13 protein-coding genes are annotated in these 23,714 nt (G+C 64.1%); 5 read left to right on the forward strand and 8 right to left on the reverse strand.

The genetic code is table 11. The annotated features are described in order from the left end of the window. Positions 1-4 precede the first annotated feature (4 nt). The gene (locus B0G57_RS31260) at positions 5-985 is read right to left on the reverse strand and encodes a protoglobin domain-containing protein (RefSeq protein WP_018439123.1); all 981 of its coding nucleotides are present in this window, start codon (positions 983-985) and stop codon (positions 5-7) included. Between the two features lie 265 nt (positions 986-1,250). On the opposite strand from B0G57_RS31260, the gene bcsA reads away from it, so the two are divergent. The 5 genes from bcsA (at position 1,251) to B0G57_RS03075 (ending at position 9,656) form a co-directional block, all read left to right on the forward strand. Then, positions 1,251-3,362 carry a UDP-forming cellulose synthase catalytic subunit gene (gene bcsA, locus B0G57_RS03055; RefSeq protein WP_158256595.1) on the forward strand — a complete coding sequence of 704 codons (2,112 nt, stop codon included), beginning with the start codon at positions 1,251-1,253 and terminating at the stop codon, positions 3,360-3,362. Beyond that, positions 3,355-4,911: a cellulose biosynthesis cyclic di-GMP-binding regulatory protein BcsB gene (locus tag B0G57_RS03060; protein ID WP_158256596.1), complete on the forward strand. Its 1,557-nt coding sequence runs from the start codon at positions 3,355-3,357 to the stop codon at positions 4,909-4,911. Before bcsA ends, B0G57_RS03060 begins: the two co-directional genes overlap by 8 nt. Next, entirely contained in the window at positions 4,908-7,118 is a 2,211-nt protein-coding gene (locus B0G57_RS03065) for a tetratricopeptide repeat protein (protein ID WP_026229376.1), read from the forward strand. Before B0G57_RS03060 ends, B0G57_RS03065 begins: the two co-directional genes overlap by 4 nt. 341 nt (positions 7,119-7,459) lie before the next feature. After that, on the forward strand, positions 7,460-8,845 hold the full coding sequence (locus B0G57_RS03070; RefSeq protein WP_018439126.1) for a hypothetical protein: 1,386 nt from the start codon (positions 7,460-7,462) through the stop codon (positions 8,843-8,845). Positions 8,846-8,975: 130 nt separating this feature from the next. Next, a complete protein-coding gene (locus tag B0G57_RS03075) occupies positions 8,976-9,656 on the forward strand; it encodes a c-type cytochrome (RefSeq protein WP_035468202.1) in 681 nt (226 codons plus the stop codon). 198 nt (positions 9,657-9,854) lie between these two features. On the opposite strand, the gene B0G57_RS03085 is transcribed toward B0G57_RS03075, so the two are convergent. The 7 genes from B0G57_RS03085 to B0G57_RS03115 form a co-directional block, all read right to left on the reverse strand. After that, positions 9,855-10,505 (reverse strand): lytic transglycosylase domain-containing protein, encoded by a 651-nt coding sequence (locus B0G57_RS03085; RefSeq protein ID WP_026229378.1) that lies wholly within the window; start codon positions 10,503-10,505, stop codon positions 9,855-9,857. A 35-nt stretch (positions 10,506-10,540) separates the two neighbouring features. After that, a complete protein-coding gene (locus B0G57_RS03090) occupies positions 10,541-11,176 on the reverse strand; it encodes an SCO family protein (RefSeq protein WP_018439130.1) in 636 nt (211 codons plus the stop codon). Between the two features lie 248 nt (positions 11,177-11,424). Beyond that, a complete protein-coding gene (locus B0G57_RS03095; protein WP_399277616.1) occupies positions 11,425-13,116 on the reverse strand; it encodes a type 1 periplasmic-binding domain-containing protein in 1,692 nt (563 codons plus the stop codon). A gap of 4 nt (positions 13,117-13,120) precedes the next feature. Continuing rightward, the gene (locus tag B0G57_RS03100; RefSeq protein WP_026229380.1) at positions 13,121-13,966 is read right to left on the reverse strand and encodes a LolA-like protein; all 846 of its coding nucleotides are present in this window, start codon (positions 13,964-13,966) and stop codon (positions 13,121-13,123) included. Positions 13,967-13,982: 16 nt separating this feature from the next. After that, positions 13,983-14,864, reverse strand: a complete 882-nt coding sequence (locus B0G57_RS03105) for a LolA-like protein (RefSeq protein WP_026229381.1) — start codon at positions 14,862-14,864, stop codon at positions 13,983-13,985. A 63-nt stretch (positions 14,865-14,927) separates the two neighbouring features. Beyond that, on the reverse strand, positions 14,928-15,425 hold the full coding sequence (locus tag B0G57_RS03110) for a hypothetical protein (RefSeq protein ID WP_035468206.1): 498 nt from the start codon (positions 15,423-15,425) through the stop codon (positions 14,928-14,930). Positions 15,426-15,487: 62 nt separating this feature from the next. Next, positions 15,488-23,707: a choice-of-anchor Q domain-containing protein gene (locus B0G57_RS03115; RefSeq protein WP_026229383.1), complete on the reverse strand. Its 8,220-nt coding sequence runs from the start codon at positions 23,705-23,707 to the stop codon at positions 15,488-15,490. Between the last annotated feature and the right edge of the window lie 7 nt (positions 23,708-23,714).

The following is a 23,714-nucleotide window of genomic DNA, read 5'->3' on the forward strand; positions in this document are numbered from 1 at the left end:
GGTCTTAGCTCGCCCCGTTCCAACGGCCGTCGACGAGCTCCGGCGCGCCCGCCTGCATCAAGCGATAGCCGAGCGTGTGTTCGGCGCGCTCGATGCCGCCTTGAAGATCGCCGACGGTGTCGAGCGTGCCGAGCTCGATGCCGAGCGCCACGAGCGACTGAGCCACGGGGGCGCTGATGCCGGTCACGATGACCTGCGCCCCCATGAGGCGCGCCGCCGCGACCGTTTGCATGATGTGATTGGCGACGCGCGAATCGATCGTGGCGACGCCCGTGATATCCATGACGACGACGCGGGCGCGGGTGGCCCGGATCTCCTGCAGCAGGCTTTCGGTGATGAGCCGCGCGCGATAGGTGTCGATGACGCCGATGATCGGCAAAAGCAGCAGGCGCTCGCGCAACTGCAGCACCGGCGTGGAGAGCTCGCGTATTGCCTCCTGCTGCTGGCGAATGACGCGCTCGCGCTCGAACACGAGTACGTCGACGATGAGGCCGATATCGAAAAAGGCCACCTTCTTCAGCGACATGTAGCTCTCGAATGCATCGAAGGCCGCATGCCCTGCATGCTTCACGACGTCTACGCCGATGTTGCGCAACAGATGATGGAAGGCGCCGAGAAAAAGCCGGGTGTCGAGACCGGCCACCGCATAGAGCAGGCCGAGTTCGATGCGCTGCTCGACATAGGCTACGCCATAATCGCCCGATACCATTGCGCGCAAATGGTCTTTCTTGAGGCTTTTCGCTTTATCGGCAAGCGCGTGGTTCTGGAGCAGCGGGCGAGCTTCATCGAGACCCGCGAGATGATCGAAGAAGATGCCCGCATATTCGTCGAGCCGGTGCAGCACCGGGTCCCTAATCGCGGCAATTCGCGTGACGTCGGTCGAGTCGAGACCGACTATCTTCTTGCGTCGTTCGATGGCGCCATCGCTGAGCCCCATCTGATGCATCAACGTCAGTGCCTCGCGTTGCTCGTTCGGTGTGGCCATGCACGCCCTCTCTCGTTATCGCCCGACGCCTGACTGCTTCCGGCATTCCGTATTTGGGTTTGAATCAGGGTCGGTTTCGTCGGATTTTTTAGTATAACCATGAATCGCCAACTCGCAAGCCGGACCGGTCGGGTCTTGCCGCCGCCTTGCCGCAAAGCGGTACAGCATCCGCCAACGACAGACATGGCATTGCAGCGAATTTCTTACTATGCTCGTACTAATTGCCGACTGGATATCGTCGGATCAATACGCGCGGAAGTCGCAAATGCTACCGAACGTCTACAAGCTGACGGCCGTGCTTTCGCTGGCGGGACTCGCCGCGCTCGCCATTCTCTCGGTCGGCTTGCCGCACCCGATCGCCAACGCATGTGGGCTGCTTGCCGTCTTCGCGATCCTCGTTCCGGTGCAGACGCCGCTCACGCGGCCGTTGCTACTGGCTTTCAGCGGTTTTCTCATTACGCGCTACATCGCCTGGCGCTTCGCATCCTTTCCGATCGGCGGCGGCTTGCCGACCGAACTCGTCGCGGCGGCGCTGCTCGCGGCCGAGCTCTATTGCATGGGCGTCTCTTTGCTCAGCTATTTCGTGAGCGCTCGGCCGCTTGAGCGGCGGCCGCTCCCACTGCCTGACGATCCGCGGGCGCTGCCCTTCGTCGACGTCTACATCCCCACGTATTCCGAACCGCTGTCCGTCGTTGCACCGACCGTCTGCGGCGCCGTGGAAATCGACTATCCAAAGGAACGATTTCGCGTCTTCGTGCTCGACGACGGCTTTCCGCGCGCCAGGACAGCGCAACGCGCAGAGCAAAGGCGGGAACTCGCCGAACGCGCCGAGCGGCTGAAGGCGCTCGCGGCACGTCACGGCGCCGTCTACTTGACCCGCGAATCGAACGCGCACGCGAAGAGCGGCAATCTCAATACGGCGATGCGCAGCACGTCGGGCGATCTGATCGCAATCCTCGATGCCGATCACGTGCCGACCCGCGACTTCCTTCGGGCCACCGTCGGCTTTTTTCTCGCCGATCCGAAAATCGCCCTCGTGCAGACCCCTCACTTCTTCACGAATCCGGATCCGGTCGAAAAAAATCTCGGGCTGTTCAGTCGAACGCCGGCCGAAAACGACCTCTTTTATCGAGTGGTGCAAAAGGGCCTGGATACCTGGAATGCGTCGTTTTGCTGCGGCTCCGGCGCCGTGGTGCGGCGTGCCGCCATGGAGGAAATCGACGGATTCTCGACGGATTCGATTACGGAAGACGCCTCGACCTCCGTCAAGCTGCATCAGCGCGGATGGCACTCCGCCTACTTGAGTCGGCCGATGGTGGCGGGTCTGCAGCCGGAGACGATCTCCGGTTTCCTCGTTCAGCGCATCCGCTGGGGCGTCGGGATGATGCAGATCCTGATGAAGCAAAATCCGTGGTTCGTCCGCGGGCTGTCGCTGACGCAGCGGGTCGCCTACTCGTCCGTCGGTCTTTTCTGGTTCTTCCCGTTCGCGCGCCTCGTCACTTTCGCCGTGCCGATCGTGAGCATCGTCTTCAAGCTGCAGACGTATCCGGGTGGAGCGAACAACCTCGTCGGCTATACGCTGCCCTATCTCGTCTCGGCCGTCTTGACCGCCGAGCGATTGAACGGCCGCTTCAGGCGCATCTTCTCGTCCGAGCTGTACGAGACGATACAAGCGTTCTACGTCCTTCCCGCCCTGGTTTCGGCGCTCTTGCGACCCAACTCGCCGATATTTCAGGTCACTCCGAAAGGAGAAAAAAGCGACATCGACTTTATCAGCGAGTTCCGATTGCCGTTCTATGCCATCTTCGTCGGCTCGCTAGTCGGCCTCATATGGGGCGGCGTTCGCCTCGCGCTCGAACCCGAATCGCGCGCGATCCTGGTGGCGGCCGTCGCATGGATCGGCTTCAACCTCTTTCTGAGCTTCGGCGCGCTCGGCGCCCTCTTCGAAAAAGCGCAGCGCCGCGTGCGACCGCGCATCGTCATGGGAGACCCGGTTACGCTCGTCGGTCCGTTCGGCGAACGAGAAGCGTTGCTCGTCGATGCCAACGAAATCGGACTGCGCATACGCTTGCACGAGCCGTTATCGCTCGAGCGCTTCGCGCTCAGGTTCGGCAACCGACTGCTCAACGCTCGCGTCATCAGCGCCGCCGATAGCGCGCGAGGAGAATACGTCGGCCTCTATACCCCGCAATCGGCCGAGGAAGAGCGCGCCGCCGTCGTGCTGGCCTACGGCGACAGCGAACGATGGCTGCGCCAGTGGAAGCAGCGCGAGGCGCGGGCGAACTTCCTCAGGTCCTTCATCGGCATGCTTGCCCTCTCCGCGAAGGGCGCCCATGCGCATGCTCGGCATGTTGGCCGAAAGGTCTTCCATGGCTAACCGATGGGCCCACGCCGCCGCCGCGTGCTTGCTGTGCGTGGTCGCGGCGTCCGCCCTCGGACAGACGGCGACGCGGCCATTCTCGGCGCTTCGAGCCACCGGCGGCGCCGCTGCCGCCGGCCATGCGATCATCGTCGAACTCGCGCCCCGCGAAGCGCTGAGCGGCGTGCGCCTCCACTTGGTGCCTGCCGACCCGCCGCCCGCGGATTCGAAGTACGTCGTTTGGATCAACGGCGTTCGTGCCGCCGATGCCGATGCCGCCCCCGATGCCGGGGCGAGCGACAACACACTGGCCCTCCCGCCGCAAGCCTTCGTGCCCGGGATCAACAGCATCCAGGTGGCCCTCGTGCCGCGCACGGCACCGGTAAGCGGCGACGACGCGGGCACGCGCGCGGCCCCGACGAACGACATTCGATCCTCGATTACGCTCGATTTCGCTGGCCTTCGTCCGAACGCCGCGCCCACGCTGGCGCAGTTGCCGCTCGCATTCGACGGACGCTCGTGGCTGCCGCGCACCGTCACGGTCGACTTGGGGCGGGGCGCGATATCGCCTGAGCGACTGGGGGCCGCGGCACTCGCCGTCGAAGGCATCGCAGCGCGTATGCGAGAGGTCGATGTCGCCGTCCAGTATCGCAGCGACAGGAAGCTCCTCGACTGGCCTCGCGACCCCGCTTCGTGGGGCTTGGAGCAAGAAGACGAGGACGGGGCGGACATGCTGCTCGTCGGCACGCGCAGCGCACTTTCCGACTTGCTGCCCGAATCGGTCGTGCGCACCATCAGCGGCCCGTTCCTCGGCATCTATCCGGCTCGCGACGGCAAGTCGGTCATCGTCGTTCTTTCCGGGAACACGGACGCCGACTGTCTTCGAGCGGCGCAGGCGTTCGCGGACACGACCGCATCGCTTCCGGCTCGTTCCGCGATGACCATCGATAGCGCGACGACCGTTCAAACGCCGGCAACGCGCATGGCGATGACGCTGGCCGAGGCCAACCCCGCGCTGATGCGAGCAGCGCTCAATTTCGCCGCGCTGCATGCCCGCGCAACGGGCGCCATCGCCGACGTTGCGATGGATTTCTCCGCCGACGCGAGCCAGGCAAGCTATTTCTTCGGGCAAGACTCCGCGTTGTCGCCGCGGCTACGGCGCTTCTTGCCCGCCTATCCGCCACTGCAACCCGGTCAGGTTGTGTCGGTTCCCGGCCGCAACGGCCCCGCACCGCGCATCGCGCTGCTCGGGATCTCGGATGCCGCCGTGAGCCGCGCGGTCGACATGCTGCGCCGGCCGGCCGTTTGGTCGCTGTTCACGCAACGCGCCACGCTCTTCGATACGCGTGCCGACTCCGCCATCCCGCTCGCGGTCGCGCGGCGCTCGCCCATCGCGGAAGTCCGGCTTTTCCTCGCCGATCCGGTGGTCTTCTGGTCGATTCTGACGGCACTGCTTTTCGCCTGCTTTGTCTTTCTCAATGCGGCGTTGAAAGCCCAGGTCGCCGAGCGGCTCGCTGCAGCGGGCAAGCCCCCCTTCCCCGACTCCAGGTCCGGGCGACAACCATGAAGAGCCTGCTCGCGCTCGCCGCTTTCGGCGCTCTCCTTTCCGCGCAAAACGCCGCGGGGGAGCAATCGTCACCTGCGTCGCCCCGGGCGCCGCAGGCGTCGCGCCAATCGGTATCGGCGCAAGGCGCCTGGGGCGACGCGCCAGCAGCGCAGAATTCCGTCAAGCTCGCGGAGCCCGCCGCCGCCGGGACGCACGGCAATGTCGATCACAAGCGCAAGCCAACGACGACGGGCCGAACGCGCGCCTACGTAGCACCGACGGCCAAATCGCGCGCCTACGCCGCACCGACGGCTGAAGCGCCCAGCTGCGCGGACCTGCCGGCGAAATGGGATCGCGCTCAGCACTTGGCAGCGACGGGCCATCCCGAGCAGGCTTACGCGAGCTACCTCCAGCTGCTGCATACCTGCCCCGTCGGGCCCGAGCTCGAGGGCACCGCGTGGAAAGCGGCCAACGCGCTTCCGGCGGCATACGTCGATCGCCTGCTCGCCGACCCTGCGTTCGAGATGCCGGCATTGCACAAGATCCGCACCGACATCGAACTGCAGCACATGTACGCGGCGAATACGGCAGGCCGCTACGAAGATGCCCTCGGCTACTCGCGCGCGCTGCGAGCCGATCGCTCCGTCACGCTCGACCGCGCCGCGCTCGAGACATCTGGTTGGCTCGAGGAGAAAGCACACGACGACGCAACCGCGGAGCGCCTTTTCCGCGAGGCACTGAAGGGCGCGGAAGACCCGGCGCCGGCGCACTTCGGCCTCGCTCTGGCGCTGATGCATCAAGGCCGACTCGAAGAAGCGGAAGCCGAATCGCGCGCCTTGACGACACCGGAGGGGCGGCGCCTGCACGCGGAAATCGCGCTCCAGCGTGCGAAAGCGTCGGGCAATCCCGCCGAGGTCGATGCCGCGCTGAAACTCATCGACGAAACGGGCGGGGCACGCGATGCCGCGACGCGCTCGATGATCGGCTGGGCCATGTTGGCGAGCAAACGCCCGATGCAAGCCGAGGACATTTTCCGCACGCTGCACCGCGAAGCGCCGCAGAACGACGAGTACGCGCAAGGCCTGGCATTCTCGTCCGCCGCCGCCCACGACTATCCGGCGCTCGATGCGCTAGTCGCCGAAAACGGTTCGCGCACGCCGGTCGCCGCCCGCCAGATGCTTGCCGAGCACGACGAGCGCCTTGGTCTCGATGCTCGAGCCCGCTCGCTCGCGGGACACTCGATCGAGGGGCACGAAGCGGCGCTGCAGTCGCTTTTCTCGCTGGACCGAAAATCCGGGACGCCGGGGCGGGACAAGCTGACCGTCTGGACGATCCCGCAGTTGTCCGCTGTACTTTTGCCGACCCCTTCGCTCTCATTGCGCCTCGACGCCACGGTCATGCGGCTCGATGATGGCGAACGCCGTGCTTGGGGCAAGCTCTTTGCCGCCGCGGCGCGGACCGACTGGAACGAAGGCGAGCTCGTCGCCGGCGCGGCGATCGAGATGCCGGGCCGCGGCCCGACTCAGGTACTCGGCAAGATTCAATACCAGCGCGTCGCTCAGAACGAGCAATCGTTCGTGCGCATCACCGCCATGCGCGACAGCATCTACGATTCGCTGCGCGCATACGAAGGCAGCCTGTCGGGATCGGGCCCGGCCGTCTCGTCTTCGCTCGAAGTGGCCGCGCGGGAACCGATCGGTCGGACGGCATGGTACGTCGGCGAAACGCTGGGAGGCGGTACGGTCACGGCGACGAATACCGCATTCAACCCGTTCTATGCGGCAAGTCTCGCGCTCACGCGAGACTTCTCGGTAAAAGGATGGAGCTGGCTCAATGCCGGACCGGAAATTCGGCTCAGCTCATACCGATACGACGCCAATCGATTCGACGGGCCCTATGCGGGCTATTGGAGTCCGAAATCGAATCGCGAAGCCGGGCTCGTTTTCAACGCCCAAACCGCCGAGGATCATCGATTCCTTTTCAAAACCGGGGGCCGCATCGGCTACGCCACGCGCGAGCTCTTCACGGGCCGCGCTTCGGGCGCGTTCGGCGAAGATACGACGACGCTCGCCATCCTCGTGGCGCCGAATCTCATTGTCGGGGGTGGCGTAGGCTACCGGGCGTCGCCGGGCTATCAAGACATGAGCGTGTTCGCCTGGCTGAAGATCCCATTGGACGCCCGATCGCATCTTCGAGCCGCCGATCTCGTCATGCCACGCGGCTTTTGAGCGGATCGGGCCCCGATCGGTCCGCCCCATGCTCGAAAGTGGCACGCGGTGCTCAGGGTCAGCCCCACCGGTCCACATACCGGGACTTTCGAGCATCTTTCCTACTGGAGCAGTAGGACCCTGCCCCATGCCCTCGCTTCCCACGCATCAGCACAATACGAGCAAGACGAGAGCATTCGAGCATCGATCGGAATAACCGCGATGTCTCGACCGTTCTAGCTTGCGGCGAGCATCGTTTCGTTCCCGCTCATCGTCTTCGGATGCAACAGAAGCACGCGGCGTGATGGCGTTGCAGTGATGATCGCAACGAGCTGATCCCGACGTTGGAGGGGGGGTGGGTCATGGCCACGGTCTTCGCGGGCTCGCACGCGTTTCATCGTCTGATGCACTACGTTACACTCGCCAGTCTCGCGATGCTTTGCCTCTGGCGGGCCATTCCGGCCCACGCGCTGCCGATCTTCGCGCGCCAGACGGGACAAAACTGCGTCGCCTGCCACGCGGGCGGCCAGTTCCCCGAGCTCACGCCGTACGGCCGCATGTTCAAGCTGACAGGCTATACGGCCGGCGAGCGCACGATTCCGCTTGCGTTCATGGGGACGGCGGACTTTACCAAAACGCGCAACAACAAAGACGTCAATGGGAATCCGATCTCGCCCAAGGACGGAAATTTCGTCTGGGACGCCGCCAGCATCTTTCTCGGCGGCAAGATCACCGACAAGATCGGCGCGTTCGCGCAATACACCTACACCAACTACGATCACCAGAACGGCGACGGCAAGTGGATCGGACATTGGGGCTCGGACAACACCGACTTCCGGTTCGCCGACCGGTTCATCGGCGCGGCGAACGACGTCATCCTCGGCTTGACCGTACACAACAATCCGACCGTGCAGGATGTTTGGAATACGGCGCCCGCGTGGAGCTACCCGTATATTTCGTCACCGGTCAGCAACGTCGCGTCTCCGCAGTTCCTTCCGCTGATCGAAGGAGGGCTCGCGCAGCAAGTGGTGGGCACGGGCGCCTATCTTTACTGGAACAAGCTGCTCTATGCCGAGCTGACCGCATACAGTACAGCGGATGGCATCTGGTCGTTTCTCAGCAAAGGCAACAAGCCGGGCGATCCGAACCACCCGCAGACCTACCTGCGCGGCTACAACCCGTACTGGCGTCTCGCCTTGACCCATGAATGGGGCCCGCACAACGTCATGTTCGGCACGTTTGGCCTCATCGCCAACGTCTATCCGAACGACGGCGACTCGATCCCGATCTTCGCGCAAGGCGTCACGCGCTATCGCGACGTCGGACTGGACGCGCAGTATCAGTACCTGCTCGAGCCGCATACGATCACCGCGCAGGCGCGGTACATCAAGGAGAACGTCGGCGACGCGCAAAACTTCGTGTTCGGCGATAGTCAGTCGGCCAATCTCGGGTCCTTGCGCCTCAAGGCCTCCTACATCTACCAGGCGAAGTATGGCGTGAGCCTGTCCTTCTTCAATGTGACCGGCAGCGCCGACAGCGTGACCTACGCCAGCAGCGCGAACATCCACCCGAACACTCAAGGCTGGATGCCGGAACTGTTCTGGATTCCTTATCAGTACGTGCGGATCGGCGTGCAGTACACGCATTTCACGAAATACCTCGGATCGAAGGCGAATTACGACGGCACCGGACGCAACGCGTCAGACAACGACACGCTGTTTTTCTACCTATGGGCCGCTATTTGGTGATGAGGCGTGGACGATACCCGTCGGGTGTCGCGATCGGATGTGCCGACGCTCTCGCGCGACGAACGAATGCCGGCGAGAACGGAAGCGTCGAATGCAAGCGCGACGCGCGATGCGTCGGGGAGTCGAAGACATGAAAGCCTGGGCGCAAGTCATATCGTTGGCGATGCTGATCGGCGGCTCGGGCTGTCATGATCTGGAGCGCTCGCGCGATGTCGGCGACGCGTCCGTCCCCGGCAAGACGATCGCGTTGCAGGTGTGCTCGAACTGCCACGGCCTGAAGGGCGTTTCGGTCTCGCCCGCTTTTCCGAAGCTCGCGGGCCAGCCGCGCGAATACCTCGTCGCGCAACTGACGGACTTCAAGACGCATGCTCGCTCCGACCCGAACGCGAAGCGATTCATGTGGGGCTTCACGCATCTGACCGATGCGCAGATCGGCGACATCGCCACCTATTTCTCGAGTCAACCGGCTGTCGTCGGCGAGCCCGCCGACTCGGCGCTCATGAATGCGGGCCGGGAGATTTACCTTTCGGGACTGCCCGCGAAGGGCGTCGCGGCATGTGTCGCGTGTCACGGCCAGCATGGCGAAGGCCTGGATAAATTCCCCCGGCTCGGCGGGCAGCATGCCGACTACGTGTTCAAGCAATTGCGAGTCTTTCAAGGCACGACCGACAGGCCGCGCGGCGAGCTCATGAAAGCGGTATGCGCAAACATGTCCGACGATGACATGCGGGCCGTGGCCGCCTTCGTCGAGGCGTTTCCAGCGGATGGCGTCGCACCGACGCAGGAAGCAAAATCAGCCGCGGCTCAATGAGCGGCTCGAACCTCACTCCGTCATGCACGTCTACCTCGAACTCATCGGTTTCTTGGCGCCTCGTCCCCCGGCGGGCGCTCTTTTTATACTGACGGCCGGCATTGCCGTGCCGTCGTTACGGGCGCTTGCGGCCAGCCGCTATCGCGGCGATCTCGCACGCGCCGATAGCGTCCTACCGCTGAAGCGGGATCGAGTCCATCAAAGGCCCGCGATCAAGCGCCGATAGCGCGCCATGACCGCGGGCACGTACGCTTTCGTCTCGGGGTTCGTCGGGATTCGATAGCCGGCTCTGATGACGGACTGCTCACCGGCGTTGTAGGCGGCGACGGCGAGCTCGACATTGTCGTCGAACAGGTCGAGCAATGCGCGAAGGTACTGGGCGCCCGCCAGGACATTGACGCGCGGATCGAAGAGATTGCCTGCCGCAAAGCGCTTCGCCGTCTCCGGCATGAGCTGCATCAGGCCGCGCGCGCCGCGCTTCGAAACCGCGAGCGGATTGAACTTCGATTCGACGGCGATGACGGCCCGCAGCAACTCGGGACGCACGTTCCACCTGCGACCGGCTTCCGCGATGATTTCGGCGAATCGCGACGTATCGACGTCATCGTTCCCGCCGCCCTCTCCCGGTGCTGTCCCCGATGCCACGGCGGCGTTGCCGTCCGGCACGCCGGGCGGGCCCGCGACGATGACCTTCAAGCCCGTTTCGCTCGTTTCCTTCGGGATGTTGGTCAGCACCACGAGCCCGCTTGGGCGGACGGCGCCAAACACCTGCGCGCACGACGCACCCGGCCAGGCGAGCGACACGACCAGCGACGCGACGGCTCCGGCGCTTGCGGTCGGCAAGAACATCTCGCGCCTCGCATTGCCGCCGATCGGCCTCGATGTCAATTCGACGCGACGAGTTGCCGATACGAGTGCAGCAACTCGTCAGCCGTTGCGAAGCCGTCGACGCGCAACCACGGCTGGCCCGGCGCCGCGCGCACGAAGACGACCGGATTGTGGTCCATCTTGTCGTCTCGATAGACGTTGAAGGCCTTCTGCGCCGCGATGGTGGCATCGACGGTGCCCGTGTAGTACTGCCATTCGGGCCCCGCGCCGAACTTCGCCGCATATTCGCGCAGGCGCGCCGGCGTGTCGTTCTCGGGATCGATCGTGATCGAGACGAGATGAACGTGGGAAAGCTGGGGTCCGAGCTTGTCCTGCAATTGCTCGAACGTCTGCGAGATGACGGGGCAGATCGATGTGCAGGTGGTGTAAATGAACGTCATGACGACTGCGCGGCCGTCGTCGAGCTCGCTCTTCAGGTCGATCGGCCGCCCGTCGGCACGCACGAGCGTGATCGGCGGCACGTTGTACGCGACGCTCGAAGTTTTCACATCGCGCGTCATTTCATGATGCATATGCATCATCTGCCCGTCGGCGTCTTGGTGCGCAATGGCCAACGGAATGGCCGCGCAAGCAGCGGCAGCGGCGGCGGCCACGACGGCCGCACGGGCCGCCACCTTTCTGAACGTGTTCATGGTTTGGACTCCTGAATAGCTCGCCAAGCGGCCGGTCAGAACTCCGATCGTTCGTCGGGAGTCCTGAAGTTTTTCGACACCGGCCCACCCTTTCATTGTCGGCAGGGGCACGTCGGCGCGGCATGGGGTACCTTCCCCATCGATGCATGGGGTCGACCATCTCAGCGGATGGCGGGTTGGAACGGTACTCAGCCGCGGCCGTGGCTGACCCGATCGTGCTGCCCGCCGCGGCGTGCGCTAAGGCACAGCTAAGGCACGAGCCAATTGCCGTCGGCGACAATGCGCGTTCCACGCGGGTCCGCAAATCGCACGAAATATCCGCCCTTCGATGCGAAGCGCTGCCCCGGCGCAAGGGTCAGCCTCGGGTAGTAACCCGTCACGAGGCGATGCTCGAGCATGTCCTCGATCCGCTCGACGAGGTAGTCGCGCACGAATGCATCGGTCATGTGGCTCAACGTCTCGGCGAGGATCCCGCATGCCAGGTACGTGTCCGCTTGCACCTGCAGATCGACGACGGGAATATGCCGTATCGAAAACCAGCCGAGCGCGAAATCGAGCCGCCAGCGGCGCTTTTCCGGCAGATCGAACGGATAAGCCATTTCCGTCACCGATCTCCAGCCGGCGGGCAAAGGCGCATTCTCGAGGCCGGCCATGAGGCCCGAGATGAAGACGGTGCTCGCACGCGGGCGATCGCCGAGCCGCGCGATATCGGCGGGACGCAGCCAGAGCACGAGCGCGTCGTCGCTGGTGGTTGCGCGCAGCGCCGCTGCAACGGACTCGGCGGGCCCGAGCGCATGGCTCGTCACGTCGATGCCTTCGCGCCGCAACGCCGTCGCGAGCGCTTGCGCACCCGCTTCGCCGTTGTCTCCGGCGCGATAAAGCTGGACGACGCGTTCGAACCGATGGCCACCCTGAGCGCCGGCGATCCTCTTTGCCATGAGGTCGGCCTCGAGCCGAACGCCGCGTGAAAAGAAGACCGGATAGAAATTCGCCCCGCTATCGCCAGGTACCTCGACGTTCGGAAACAAACACGGCACCTCGGCTTCCTCGCAGAACGCCTGCACCGGCGCCCAGTTCTTTCCGCCGATGCCTGATACGATCGCGAACACGGGCTCGGCCGCCATGTGCTGCTCAAGTTGAGCCTTCCAAGTCGAAGCAGGTCCTGTCAGCGTCCAGACATGCAGCGCCCAGCGCCGGTTGACCATGAACATCATCTTGCGCGACGTGCGCAGCGGCGGCGTGGCACCCAACGGAAACGCGTTTTTGTCCTCGAAGTAATGCTTCATGACGTCCAGCATGCCGTCACGCTTCACCGGGTCGGCATCGGGCGTCACGACCGTCGCGAAATGGAGGACCGTGTCCTCGACGCCGGGCACGCGATGATGGTCGAGCCGCTTCAGATAGCCGATGAGCGACGCCATATCGGCGTCGTTCAGCTCGAAGCGCGGCATCAGATAACTCAATGCGTGTCCCTGCGAATCGATTCCGTCGCGAACCGCCCGCGCGATGGCCGCATCCGTGTACGGATCGCGGTCGAATCGCATCGTCTCGACGAAAGGAATGTCGAGGTCTTGGACCGTTTGCGCCCGCGGATGCAACAGGTATCGGCCCGTGATCGGCGGAATCGACGTAAGCCCCGACTTCGAACCGAAGCCGCTCCGCCGATGGCAATTCATGCATGCCGCCGCAGCGCCTTCGACGTGCATGCCGCCTTCGCGTACTGCTTCGAGCGGCGCGCCTGAAGGGAGTCGGCCTTCGCGGAATATGGCTTGTCCCGGATCTTCTATCGGCCGTGGCCGCATGATGGAGAATGCGCCATTCTTGTCCGCCAGTTCTGACGCACTTGCCGCGATTCCGATGAGCGGCAGCAGCGCGATCGCCATCGACGCGATCAAGCCGATCGAGGCATGCGCCGCGCGTGCGAGCCGCTCGGTCTCCATTTGACTAGCGGCCCGGCGCGCTGCCCGGCAGCGCAGGAACAGCACCGACAGGAGGCAATTCGATCGAATGGTTGCGCGGTGAAGCAACGAGCGGACGCGCGAACATCTTGTCGTCAATCATCGGATTGACTTCGACCTTTTCAATCGTAAGTCGGTCCGCCGGCGGCGCGGAAGCGGGGCCGCTTTCGATCACCACGGGAAGCTTCACGCCCTCGACGGTGTGGTACTCCCGGTAGTAGACATCAACGGGCGAACCGGATCCGAGCGGTGTGTGGCTCTCGTGCTCGGACTTGACCTCGAGAAACGAGCTCGCGTCGACCCAGACGCGCGGCGTCGCGCCGGAAGGTAGGCGCAGCTCGAGCCGGTAAGCCTTGTGCCCTTCAATCTCGTCCACGCCGCCGAGCTTCACTTGAATGCCCTTTTCCGCGTGGTCGATGAGTGGCCCGTCGATGACCTGCTCGTCGTGCGCGAACCGGAGCTCCTGTGCATCGTAGGGCTGCATGCTGCCCTCTTCGCCGCGCCGCATTGGCCGCAGCTTCCATCCGTGAGTCCCGTCGAAGACGCGCAACGCCATCCGGTTCATCGACACGATTTCGAAGCGTGTCTTGTTGGGCCGCTTCATGGCGAGCACGAATCGAGCCGGCATGCCGCCGTTGCTCGTGTCCACGCGCCCGATCCAGACCATCGTATCGATCTTGCGCCACGCATCCGCGCCGCCGCGTGCCGCCGCGTTCTTTGCGACGATCTGCTCCACGCCGAGGCTCGCCGAGCCCCCTTCGTCGGAACCCGCACACGCCGCCACCGTCACCGATAAGGCGAGCGCCACCCCCAAGAGTGCGATTCGTTTCATGATCGCGCTCCCCGCACTAGTGCGTTTGCGCGGCGGCCTTCGCCATCGCCAGCGTGGGCTTGGCGAAGAGGGCGTCGTCGACGGCCGCATTCACCGCTACATGCTCGATCGTCATCTTGTGCGTTTGCTTGACGCCCTGCACCGCTGTCTCGATGACATGCGGCACCTTGAGGCCTCCTTCGTTCCGGTAGTCGCGAAGGAAGACAAAGACGGGATGCATCCGGCCGTCGAGCTTGCGTGCATCACCCTCGACCTTGAGCTGCAGAAAGCTCGTCGCATCGACCCACATCATTCGCTGCGTACCGTCCTTCAACGTGAGCTTAAGCTTGTACGCACCATGGCCTTCGACTTTTTCGGTGCCCGCAAGCGCGATCTTGGTGCCTTTTTGCGCGTGGTCAACGAGCAAGCCGTCGAGCTCCGAGGCTTCTGCCGCCTGCTTGACCTCGGCCGGCGTGTAAGGATCGACTTCATCGCGGCCAAGGAAAGGTCGCACTTTCCATCCTTCGGCACCGTCATAGACTTGAAACGCAGTCTGGCCGTCGAAGCGCACCTCGAAGCGGCTCTTCTTCGGCCGCTTCATCGTCATCGTGAACGGCAACGTCACGTTATGCTTGCCGCCGACCTCGATCTGCCCGGACATCACCATCGTGTTGGTCGCGCGCCAGGCCTGCAATCCGCCACTTGCGGCGATGCTTCGCTCGACGATCTGCTCCGCGCCGAGCGAAGGCAGCGAGATCGCCTGTCCGGATCTATCCGCAGCCGCTGGCTTCACCGCTTTCGCCACCTTCGCGGCCGCCGTCGTCGATGCCGCGGCAGCCGCCGTCGCTGTCGTCGCCGAAAGCGTCGTGGCCGCGACACAGCCCACGAGCCCGATCTCAAGCCATAGTAATCGCGTCATGATCGCATCCCCCTCCATGCTTTACCTGCTTCTCGTCCGAACCGATTGCTCGTGCTCGAACGCTCATTGGACCATCAAGCCGTCGACGTGATATGTGCCGACGATCACACTTACGCGATCCCCGGCCTTCACGAGATTGCCTTTGTTCGAAAACACCATCCAATAGGCCTTGCCGACTTCGGCCTCGCCCGTCTGCCGCAACGGGCCGATTTGCTCCATTTCCGGCACGTGCAGCAGCGCGTGAGTGCGCGGCGCGAACAAGTACGGCGTGGCGTGTCGATCGACGAGCAGTTTTGCGGCCGACGCGTCCACCACCCGATAGCTGAAGCGAACCAGATTGCCCGATGCCGTCAGCTGCACGTGCGGCTCGGCGATTCCCCCGGACGCTGCATAGAACTCCAGTGCCCGGGCGGTCGCCCTTGCCGGGAAATAGGGGGACTCTTTCTTCGCCGCTATCGAAGCGCTCGGCGGCGCTGCAGCCTTCGCGCCCCCGATTGCGACACAGAATGCGGCGAATCCCCAAATCACGGCGACAGCCGCGAAATCGGCACACTCACGCATCGACCTCCGGCGGCGCTCGCCGTTACCGCCGCCGGAGCCTGCTTCCGTTCGCGAGGCCGATCTCATCGCGGCGTCCCCGTAAAGCTCACGCCATGCGAGCGGGCGAGCCCGATCGTGCCGTTCTGGCTACCGCCGACGGGCAGCGGCAGGAACGGCATGCCGGCCAGCAGACCACCCAGCGTCGGCGTGCTGACGTACTCCACCGCTCCGATGTCGACCTGCCCGTTTTTCCGCGGCGTGCGCGGATTGCCGAAGAAGTCATAGGCCGGAGCGCCTTGCGCCGTCGCGCTGCCGATCGCAGGCGAATTCGACTGGATCGCATAGTTGCCGAGCGGCACGTTGTACCCCGGCCGGCCTGCCACGAGCGCCTCGTTGAAAAGCGAGATAGGCCCATACTGCAGATTGATCCAGTTGTTGCCTTCATCGGGCGTGGCCGACGGCTGCAGGCTGAACAGCGGGTTCGGCAGCACGGCATCGGCGATGCCCGGCGGCACCTGAATGCCGTTCCCGCCCGCCTCCGGCGGCATGCGCGAACCGTTGCAGTATTGGCTGACCACCGCCGGATTGCCTCCGACGTTGTTCTGGCCCGTGTAGTCGGTCGCGTCCGTCAGGATCGAGTACGTCGGACTCAGCGTGAAGCCCGAGCCGTGATTGCTTGCCGCCGTGTCGCCGGCCACGCCGATGTCCCAGTACACCGCGCCCGCCGGGCAGTAGCCCGTCGGATGCCCGGCCTGGTTCAGCGTCGGGTTCAGCGTCACGATGTTCTGCAAGCCTTGGATACCGGCGTTGAGTCCTCCCACGGTGATATGGAACGTACGGTTTTGCCAGAAGATGTTGTTCGCGATCACGGGGCTCGAGACCTGCGTGCAATTCGACACGCCCGCCGGGCATGCCCCGCTCGCACCGGCGAAGGCCGTGACGAGGTTCGCCGTGTGGGGCGCCGTCTCCAGTCCCGCGGGCTGGTTCGTCGACGTCGTGATCGGCTGGCACGTCGTTTCGCCACCGACGGTGGTGCAGTTCGGCGGCCCGACGTTGGCCTGAGTCGCGCCATCGGTGTTGAACAGCACACCCGAGGAGGCCGTGGCATCGTTCGAGACGACCGTGTTGTTGATGAACGATACGTTCACGGCATCTTGCAGCGACACGCCACCGCCAGCCCAACCCGCGACGTTGTCGCCGATGATGTTGTTCGTCACCTTGACCGAGTACCACTTGCTCGGATCGCTCGGGCTGCGCTGCACGTCGGTGCCGTTGATCAACTGCAGCCTCAGCCCGCCGCCCTTGCCGCTTTCAGCCGTATTGCCGATCAGCAGGTTGCTGTCGATGACGAGCCCCGGCCCGGCACCATCGGTGAGTTGCGGCGCGCAGTCGACGTCGACGGTCGAGTTCTCGCAGAAGGTCCCGTCCGGCGGCACGCCCATCGCGACGATCCCGCCCCCGTAGGTCGGCAAGGTCGGGTTGTTGCTCTGGTTGAAGAGCACCCAGTTGTGCGAAATGTCGCCGTTGTAGCTGAAGCCGAAGTGCGCGAGACCTCCACCGTCGCCGCTGCTGATGTTGCCGCAGACCCAGTTGTAGTTGAAGTGGTAGTAGTCGGCGCCCGTGCAGAACGTCACGCCGCCCGCCGATGCCGGCGTGGTCGAATTGATCTCGTCGCCATACGCAGCGTTCGATGTCACCGAATTGTGATGGACATTGACGTTCTGGTTGTAGCCGAACGGAACCTCCGTCACACCATCCGCGGCAATCGTCGCGTCGGGCACCTCGACTTGGCCGATCGTGATGCCGCCGGTGAGCGTCCCCGCGTTGGCCTGCACGCGGTTGTTGGCGACTTGCATGTTGTGGTCCCATCCGTGCAGGAAGATCCCGCCACCGCCCTGCGAGCTGTTCGAAAACGTCATGCCGTCGATGCTCGAAGGATTGCAAAGGAAGTTGCTCGGGTACGTGCTGCAATCGGCCGCGCTATTCGTGAGCGGCGTGCAGATACCGTTCGCCGTGCAGTTCGGATCGGGTTGCAGCGCGCCGTTGACAGGCACGTCGCGCACCCCCTTCGCGAGCACCGTGATGCCGGCCCCTTCGTAGGCGCCCATCAACGTCGGCTCCATCAGCAACTCGGCGAGGTCACCATTCAACGTCGAATCCCAGCCGACGATCGGCTCGAACGGAATCGGATCGACCTGGCGCTGCATCGCCGCCGGGCAGCTATAGGCGCCGCTCGGGTCATACGGATTCGTCGAAGAGATCATCGCGCCGTTGAGTGCGACACCGAAGAGGCACGCCGTCTGCCTGCGCCACGGATCCATCTTGCCCGACGGGTGCGTGTTTGCATTCACGACGACGGAAGGCGCACCGACACCCTGTAGCCGCACGGGCTTCCACATCAGCAGCATCTCCTGATAGTTGCCGGGGCCGACGATGACCATGTCGCCGGGGCTCGCGTTGTCGAGCGCGGCTTGGATCGCGTTGTTCGTCGCGTTCTCGCCGTTCACGTAGGTCGGCGTCTTGCCGCCGATGGTGACCGTCACGGCGTCGATCGATTGCTTGCCGTTCGCCGCCGTGATCACGAGCTCCCCGCAAAGTGCCTGCGGCGTGCCCGCGGGCAACCCGAGCTGCGGCACGGTGCAGCTCGATTGCGCCGCCGTGAGCGCGGGCACCTGCACCTTGATCTGCGTATCGCTCCACGACACGATCGTCGCTGCCTGCCCGCCGATCGTCACTTTGCTGCCGGTTCCGCGAGTGCCGAAGCCATAGTGCCGTTTGATGAACTTCTCGTTGAACGGCGCCGTCGTCGCCTGAGGCCCGGTGTAGCCGTTGTTGGGCACCTGCTGATCGCCGAGCGCATTGATCGTCACGGTATTGCCGGCAGCGCTCACCCAAGGTCCGCTCCCTCCGCCGGGCAGGCTGTCTCCCGTCACCGTCGATACGGCCGGCGTGGCGTCGGGATAGGCGCAATCGGGCGGATTGTAGCCATCCGCGAAGGCCTGCACGGGGACGACGGGCGTGTCCATGTATTGCGTTTGCCCGGGCATGAACGGGATCTCGTAGCAGAACTGGCTGTATCCGGGGTTGTAAAGCGGATCGCGAATTGTCTTGCCCGGATGGGCCGGATCAGGCATATCGGGATCGTTCATGCAGGCCACCATCATCGTCGGCGCATAGCCCGTCGGATTCGGCGGGTTGACCTCCCAAGTCGAATAAGTGAGTCCGTTAAAGATGCCCCACTGGTCGGAATAGACGCGCTCGATCTCGTTGCCCGCGAAATCCTTGATTGAGACAGGAACGTTCGGCACCGCAAATTTCTCGCCGAACTGCGGCGAGTACGGATCGAATTCGGACGAGAAGTCGTCGAGCATGAAACCCGTGTAATGCGAGGAGACGTGCGTCGAGCTGAACAGATAGAACTTCGCTTCGGCCGTTATCTGATCGGTCAGCGTGATCTCCTTGCGATCGCAGAGGTGGCGCGACGCGCCCGCGAACGGCGAGACTTCCTGCGCCTCGGGGAAGAGGCTCAGGTAGTCGGGAACGATGCGCAGCTCGCCGACGCAAGGCCAATACGTTTCGGTCGTGCCCGTATCGCCTTCCTCGCGTGGGTACGTAACCGATCCGAGATTGGTCGTCGGGTTCTGTGCGTTGTTCTTGTTGTAGGCGCTGTTCACCGCGGCTTGGTCGGGCAGGATGAAAATGTTCGACAAGGCAGCGAACTCCTGCGTCACCGGGGCGATGAAGTTGTCGCCGATGAGAATATTCTTGTCCTCCTCTTTCATCAGCTCGTAGCCGGGCGGTACGATTACCTCCACTACGTACTTTCCGGCCGGCAGCATCCACGTCCCGTCGCCGGTCGGATTCCTGACGCAAATCTTGCAGTTCGTGCCGATCGGCAGCCCGGTCGACGGATTGCGTGCCGTCACGCTCGGGAACTGGTACATCCCGTCGTACGGCGCCGGCTGCAGTTGGTTGAACACGTGCATGCCGTCATAGCACTTGAACTGCGAGTTGTGCGGTAACGGATGATTCGGATTGAGCGTCGTCGGCGAGTTCTTCAACGTGAAGAAGAACGGATCGTTCGTCTCCTGACCCGGGCAGTTCATGTTCGGCACGCCGTTCAACCGGAAGCCCTGCGCCCAATCGTCCCAGCTCGAGCTCTGCGTCGTATCCACGAGCTTGAGGCTCGCGGTGCCATCCTCGGCTGTGCCCTCCTGATACAGATTGACCGTCACGTGCGGGATATTCGGTATCCACCTTGCATGGACCGTCAGCGTCGGGTCGTCGAACGCGCGCGTCGACGCGTAGACCACCTCGCCGCGAATGCCGCCGTTCTCTCCGGTCGCAAAGGGCTTCTTGCCGAACTCGATGAAGCCGGCCTGACCCGAGAATCCCTGCCAGCCCTCCGTCGTCACCCACGGCGGATCGATGCGTCCCGTCGAGGGGTTCGACGTGCTGCTGCCGGGACCGTTGGCGATGGAAAAGCCGTTGCAATCGGCGTTGTCGCAGTAGACGGCGCCGGGCACTCGCAGGTTGGTCGGCAAATGAGCCGTCGACGATTCCTTAGTATTCGCAAGATTCGCGGCGATCGTCGATGTGCCGCCGCCGGGCGTGCCGTCGGGTGGCCCACCGGCGTCGTAGACGACATGCACGCCGGTCTGCTTGTAGCGTGTCGTATCAGTCTCGGCGACATACCAGTTGAAGAGCGGGAATACCTCGTTGAACGACATGTAGCCGTTCATGTCGGTGACGCCCAGGTTCGAGTAGCTGCCATCGCGGAACCGAATGTTCATCGGCACCATCGCCAGGCCCGGATCGGAATCGTGCGAGACGCCGTCTCCGGCCAGGTCGAGGAATGTCCTCGTGTAAAGGTTCGTTTGCCACTGCAGCACCGCGATGTCGCCGACGTTGAGCGTCTGTCCCGGCTGCAGCGTGAATGCGCTCGCGAGCCCATCCACAATCTGATCGTTCCATTGATCGAAGACCGTGACTCGCCACGTCCCCGCAGGCAGCCCGCTGAAGCTGAACGTGCCGTCCTCGTTGCACTTCGTGAAAGCGATGTCGTCGCCGTCAGTTGAGCCGAGACTCACATAGCACTGCGTAAAGCTGAGTGGCTTGCGCGATTGGCTGCCGTAGAGGTTCTCGTTGGGCGGCCGGCTGTAGTGAAGATTCGTGACGCGTCCCGTCACGCCGCTCGTGCAAGTCGTGCCCGCGCATACGCCGGGCAGTCGATCGTTGATGATCTTCGGATTCGCAAAGCCGATCGAAACGTGGAAGCCTGCGGGGCCGAACTCCTGGAAGTAGGCGGGACCGCCGATCTTGATGAATGAGTCGTGCGCCTTCTGACCGTCGAGCGTGTTCGTCTGCAGCCACTGCTCGCCGCGCGCGATGCGATCCGCGGCCGGTGTCGCGACGATGCCGTAGCGCCCAGGCATCAGGTTCGCGATCACCGCCTGGCCTGCGAGCGGCGACGGAGTCTTGCCGTCGGACTCGTAGTTCGGGCAGGTCGGGATCATGCCGACGATGCCGTCGCTCGCGGCTGAGATCGGACATGCGTTGAGCCCTGTCGTCGGATCGATCGTGCCCTGCAGAGAGTTCGACAACGGCATGTTGAACATGTCGTAGGTCATCTGTCCGGTCGCGTCGCCCGTGCCGCCCGCATCGTCCCACAACTTGATTTCGAAGCCGCCGAGGCCGGGCTCGCGAGCGGTGCCGAAGTTGTCACTGCCGCCGTGAACGTCGACTTCACCGTTGAGCGGCGAATCGTCCTCGAATACGAACACTGAGACTTTGGCCGTCTGGAACGGCGTCTGCTGCAGTACGACGCTGACGCCCTTCTGCCCCGCCGCGATCGGCGCGCCGCCCATCCCATGCCCGCACTTGCCGGTGCCCGGGGCGAAATCGGCACCGCTTGGGCCAGAGGGGCAATCGAGCGCGATGCTGAATTGCCGCGTCGGTCCACTCGGATTGTTCGGGTCGACGGGTACCGGTGCACCGGCGCCTGACGCGAACGGATTGCCGGCGTCACCGGGCAAAATCGAGATGTAGTAGCGCTTCCTCGGGTCCAGCACGACCTGACTCGGGTTCGCCGGCGTCTGCTGCGCCGCCGTCGTGCGACACACGCCGTCGCCTATGTCACAGACCGCGGGCACGTGCGCGTTGCTCGTCGGATCGAAGACTGTCTGCCCATACTCGCACGCATACTGGCCGACACATCCGGACGCCACGACCGGCATATAACTCGTGTGGAAGTTCGTGCCGAGGCTCGGCACCGGCAACGGTGGGCAGGTTGCCGGCCGGTTCCGGCTATTGACCTGGCAAGCCGGGTCGATATAGAACGTGCGATCCTCTTCGATGATCCAGCGATAGTCAGTAATCGGGGTGCCCGTGTTCGCATCTTGCACGGCCACCTGCAAGCCGCTGCCCGCATGGAACGTCACCGTGACGGTCTCGGCCTCGCTCGCCGTATTCTGCGAATTGACGGCCTTGTAGTGGAACCGCACCGTCGACGTGGAAGTCCCCGTCGGCACGGTGGCGGGTATCGCGGTGAACGAGCCGTCCGCATTCAACGTCACGGTACCGCCCTGCGCCGTGCCGGACATGACGGCCGTCATCGGCAAGCCCAAAGGATCGCTCGAATAGGCAAGCACGCCTGGCGATGACAGATGGAACGTCGAAGCGATGCTGCTCGTATAACTTTGGTCGCTTGCGCGCGGCGGGCGGCCGAGGCAGCCGTTGGCGGTCGTGCAGGCGGTCAGCGTGACGGTGGCCGTGATCGCGGCGTTGCCGTTCGCCTGGTAGACGAAGCTGTCCGACGTCGTGCCCGCATTCGGCACGTAGGTGAACGTCCCATCGGAATTCAACGTCACCGTGCCGCCCTTCGCTTGGGTCAGCAACGTGACGCCGTAGATGCCGGTGTTGCTCCCGATGACGCCTTTCGTCGGGTCCGAGACCGTCAGCGGCGTGTTCATGTCGAAATAGTAGTGACCGGCCTTCGCGACGGCCGTATCGCCGCCCGTCGTCGCGGTCGGTACAGCGCCACCGTTGACGCTGACATAGGCCTGCATTCCGCCGTCGCGCTGATTGTTCGTCGACAGGCTCAGCTCACGGTCGAAGACAGGCAACGCTGCCGCGCCCGTGACCGGTGCATTCATCATCACGTCGTACGTCTTGCCGGCAGGCAGAAACACTTCATTCTGAATCTTCGGAAGGCCGGGAAGCACGTTGCCGTCTTCCGCGATCAACGCAAAACCCGGGGTCGGCGCGCTGCCCGCCGGCAAACCCGCCACGGTCTGCGCACCAACGACGGACGGTACGTGCATGCGCAACCCGGCGTTGACGAAGCGCAGCATCACTTGCCCTGTTCCCGCGGGGGCCGCTGCCGAAAACTGCGAGCGGACCGCATTGGTCCGGTCGAAGGACACGCCGTTGATCAGGTAGTAGCGCGGGTCGTAGTTGACGACGGGCGGATAGCAGGTGCCGTACGTGCTCGATGTCGGATCGCCGCACTGCCCCGGCTGACCGGACCATACCTTCGTCTCGCTGAAGCCGTTCGTGACCACGGCCTTCGCGACCGCCGCGTTTTGCACCGGGTCGATTTCGCTCAAGAGCAAGGGGACATCAGCGTCATAGTTGACGCCCGGATAAGCCTGCGCCTGCGTCGTTCCGTTGGCGGGCGTGCGAACGACGAGCACGCCATAGAGCCCCATGGGTCCTTGGATTGACGGATGCGTGCCCGATTCGATCAGATAAGTGCCGGGCCGCAGGTTGTTCCATGTCAGCGCGGTCGTCGAACCGTTCGACACTTCCGTCGAAAACGACTGCACGCGCGGCCCTTGCGCCGGCGGTGTGAATTTCGCGGCCGTGGCGCTCGTCGCGCTGCCCGCGATCGGCCAGGTCGCGACCTGCGGCGGATGCGCGGGGCTCGGCGTCGACGTGGCGCTCGCTCCGAGTCCGCCGCCGAGCTGACCGATGATCGAGAGTGACGTCGGAACCTGCCCGGGGAGGCTGTTGGTGAGATTGATCGTCAACGGGCCGGGCGGGACGCTAATGACGACGGGCGACCATCCAGTCCCGGCATTGGCGTTCGACGCCGCGCAAGTAGCGGGTGCCGTCACCGTGCCGCAGACGTAGCCCCACATCGGCACGCTCTGACCGTCGGGAAGATTGGCCGTCGAGGCCTTCACCGTCAAGTTGACGCTTTGCGCAAGCGCCATCCCACTCGTGAACGCGAGTATAGAAGCCGCTACTGCCGCCGTCCTGGCGAGACCCATGATCGGTGCTTTAAGCACATCGGTTCTCATTGCGGTT

The sequence above is a fragment of the Trinickia symbiotica genome, assembly GCF_002934455.1.
GTDB lineage: Bacteria > Pseudomonadota > Gammaproteobacteria > Burkholderiales > Burkholderiaceae > Trinickia > Trinickia symbiotica.

Bases quoted from the DNA above. Each gene is read 5' to 3' on its own strand.
- B0G57_RS03060 (WP_158256596.1), top strand. From the start codon at position 3,355: ATGGCTAACCGATGGGCCCACGCCGCCGCCGCGTGCTTGCTGTGCGTG.
- B0G57_RS03065 (WP_026229376.1), top strand. From the start codon at position 4,908: ATGAAGAGCCTGCTCGCGCTCGCCGCTTTCGGCGCTCTCCTTTCCGCG.
- B0G57_RS03095 (WP_399277616.1), bottom strand. From the start codon at position 13,116: ATGGAGACCGAGCGGCTCGCACGCGCGGCGCATGCCTCGATCGGCTTG.
- B0G57_RS03115 (WP_026229383.1), bottom strand. From the start codon at position 23,707: ATGAGAACCGATGTGCTTAAAGCACCGATCATGGGTCTCGCCAGGACG.
- B0G57_RS03075 (WP_035468202.1), top strand. From the start codon at position 8,976: ATGAAAGCCTGGGCGCAAGTCATATCGTTGGCGATGCTGATCGGCGGC.
- B0G57_RS03090 (WP_018439130.1), bottom strand. From the start codon at position 11,176: ATGAACACGTTCAGAAAGGTGGCGGCCCGTGCGGCCGTCGTGGCCGCC.
- B0G57_RS03070 (WP_018439126.1), top strand. From the start codon at position 7,460: ATGGCCACGGTCTTCGCGGGCTCGCACGCGTTTCATCGTCTGATGCAC.
- B0G57_RS03105 (WP_026229381.1), bottom strand. From the start codon at position 14,864: ATGACGCGATTACTATGGCTTGAGATCGGGCTCGTGGGCTGTGTCGCG.
- B0G57_RS03085 (WP_026229378.1), bottom strand. From the start codon at position 10,505: ATGTTCTTGCCGACCGCAAGCGCCGGAGCCGTCGCGTCGCTGGTCGTG.
- B0G57_RS03100 (WP_026229380.1), bottom strand. From the start codon at position 13,966: ATGAAACGAATCGCACTCTTGGGGGTGGCGCTCGCCTTATCGGTGACG.
- B0G57_RS31260 (WP_018439123.1), bottom strand. From the start codon at position 985: ATGGCCACACCGAACGAGCAACGCGAGGCACTGACGTTGATGCATCAG.
- bcsA (WP_158256595.1), top strand. From the start codon at position 1,251: ATGCTACCGAACGTCTACAAGCTGACGGCCGTGCTTTCGCTGGCGGGA.
- B0G57_RS03110 (WP_035468206.1), bottom strand. From the start codon at position 15,425: ATGCGTGAGTGTGCCGATTTCGCGGCTGTCGCCGTGATTTGGGGATTC.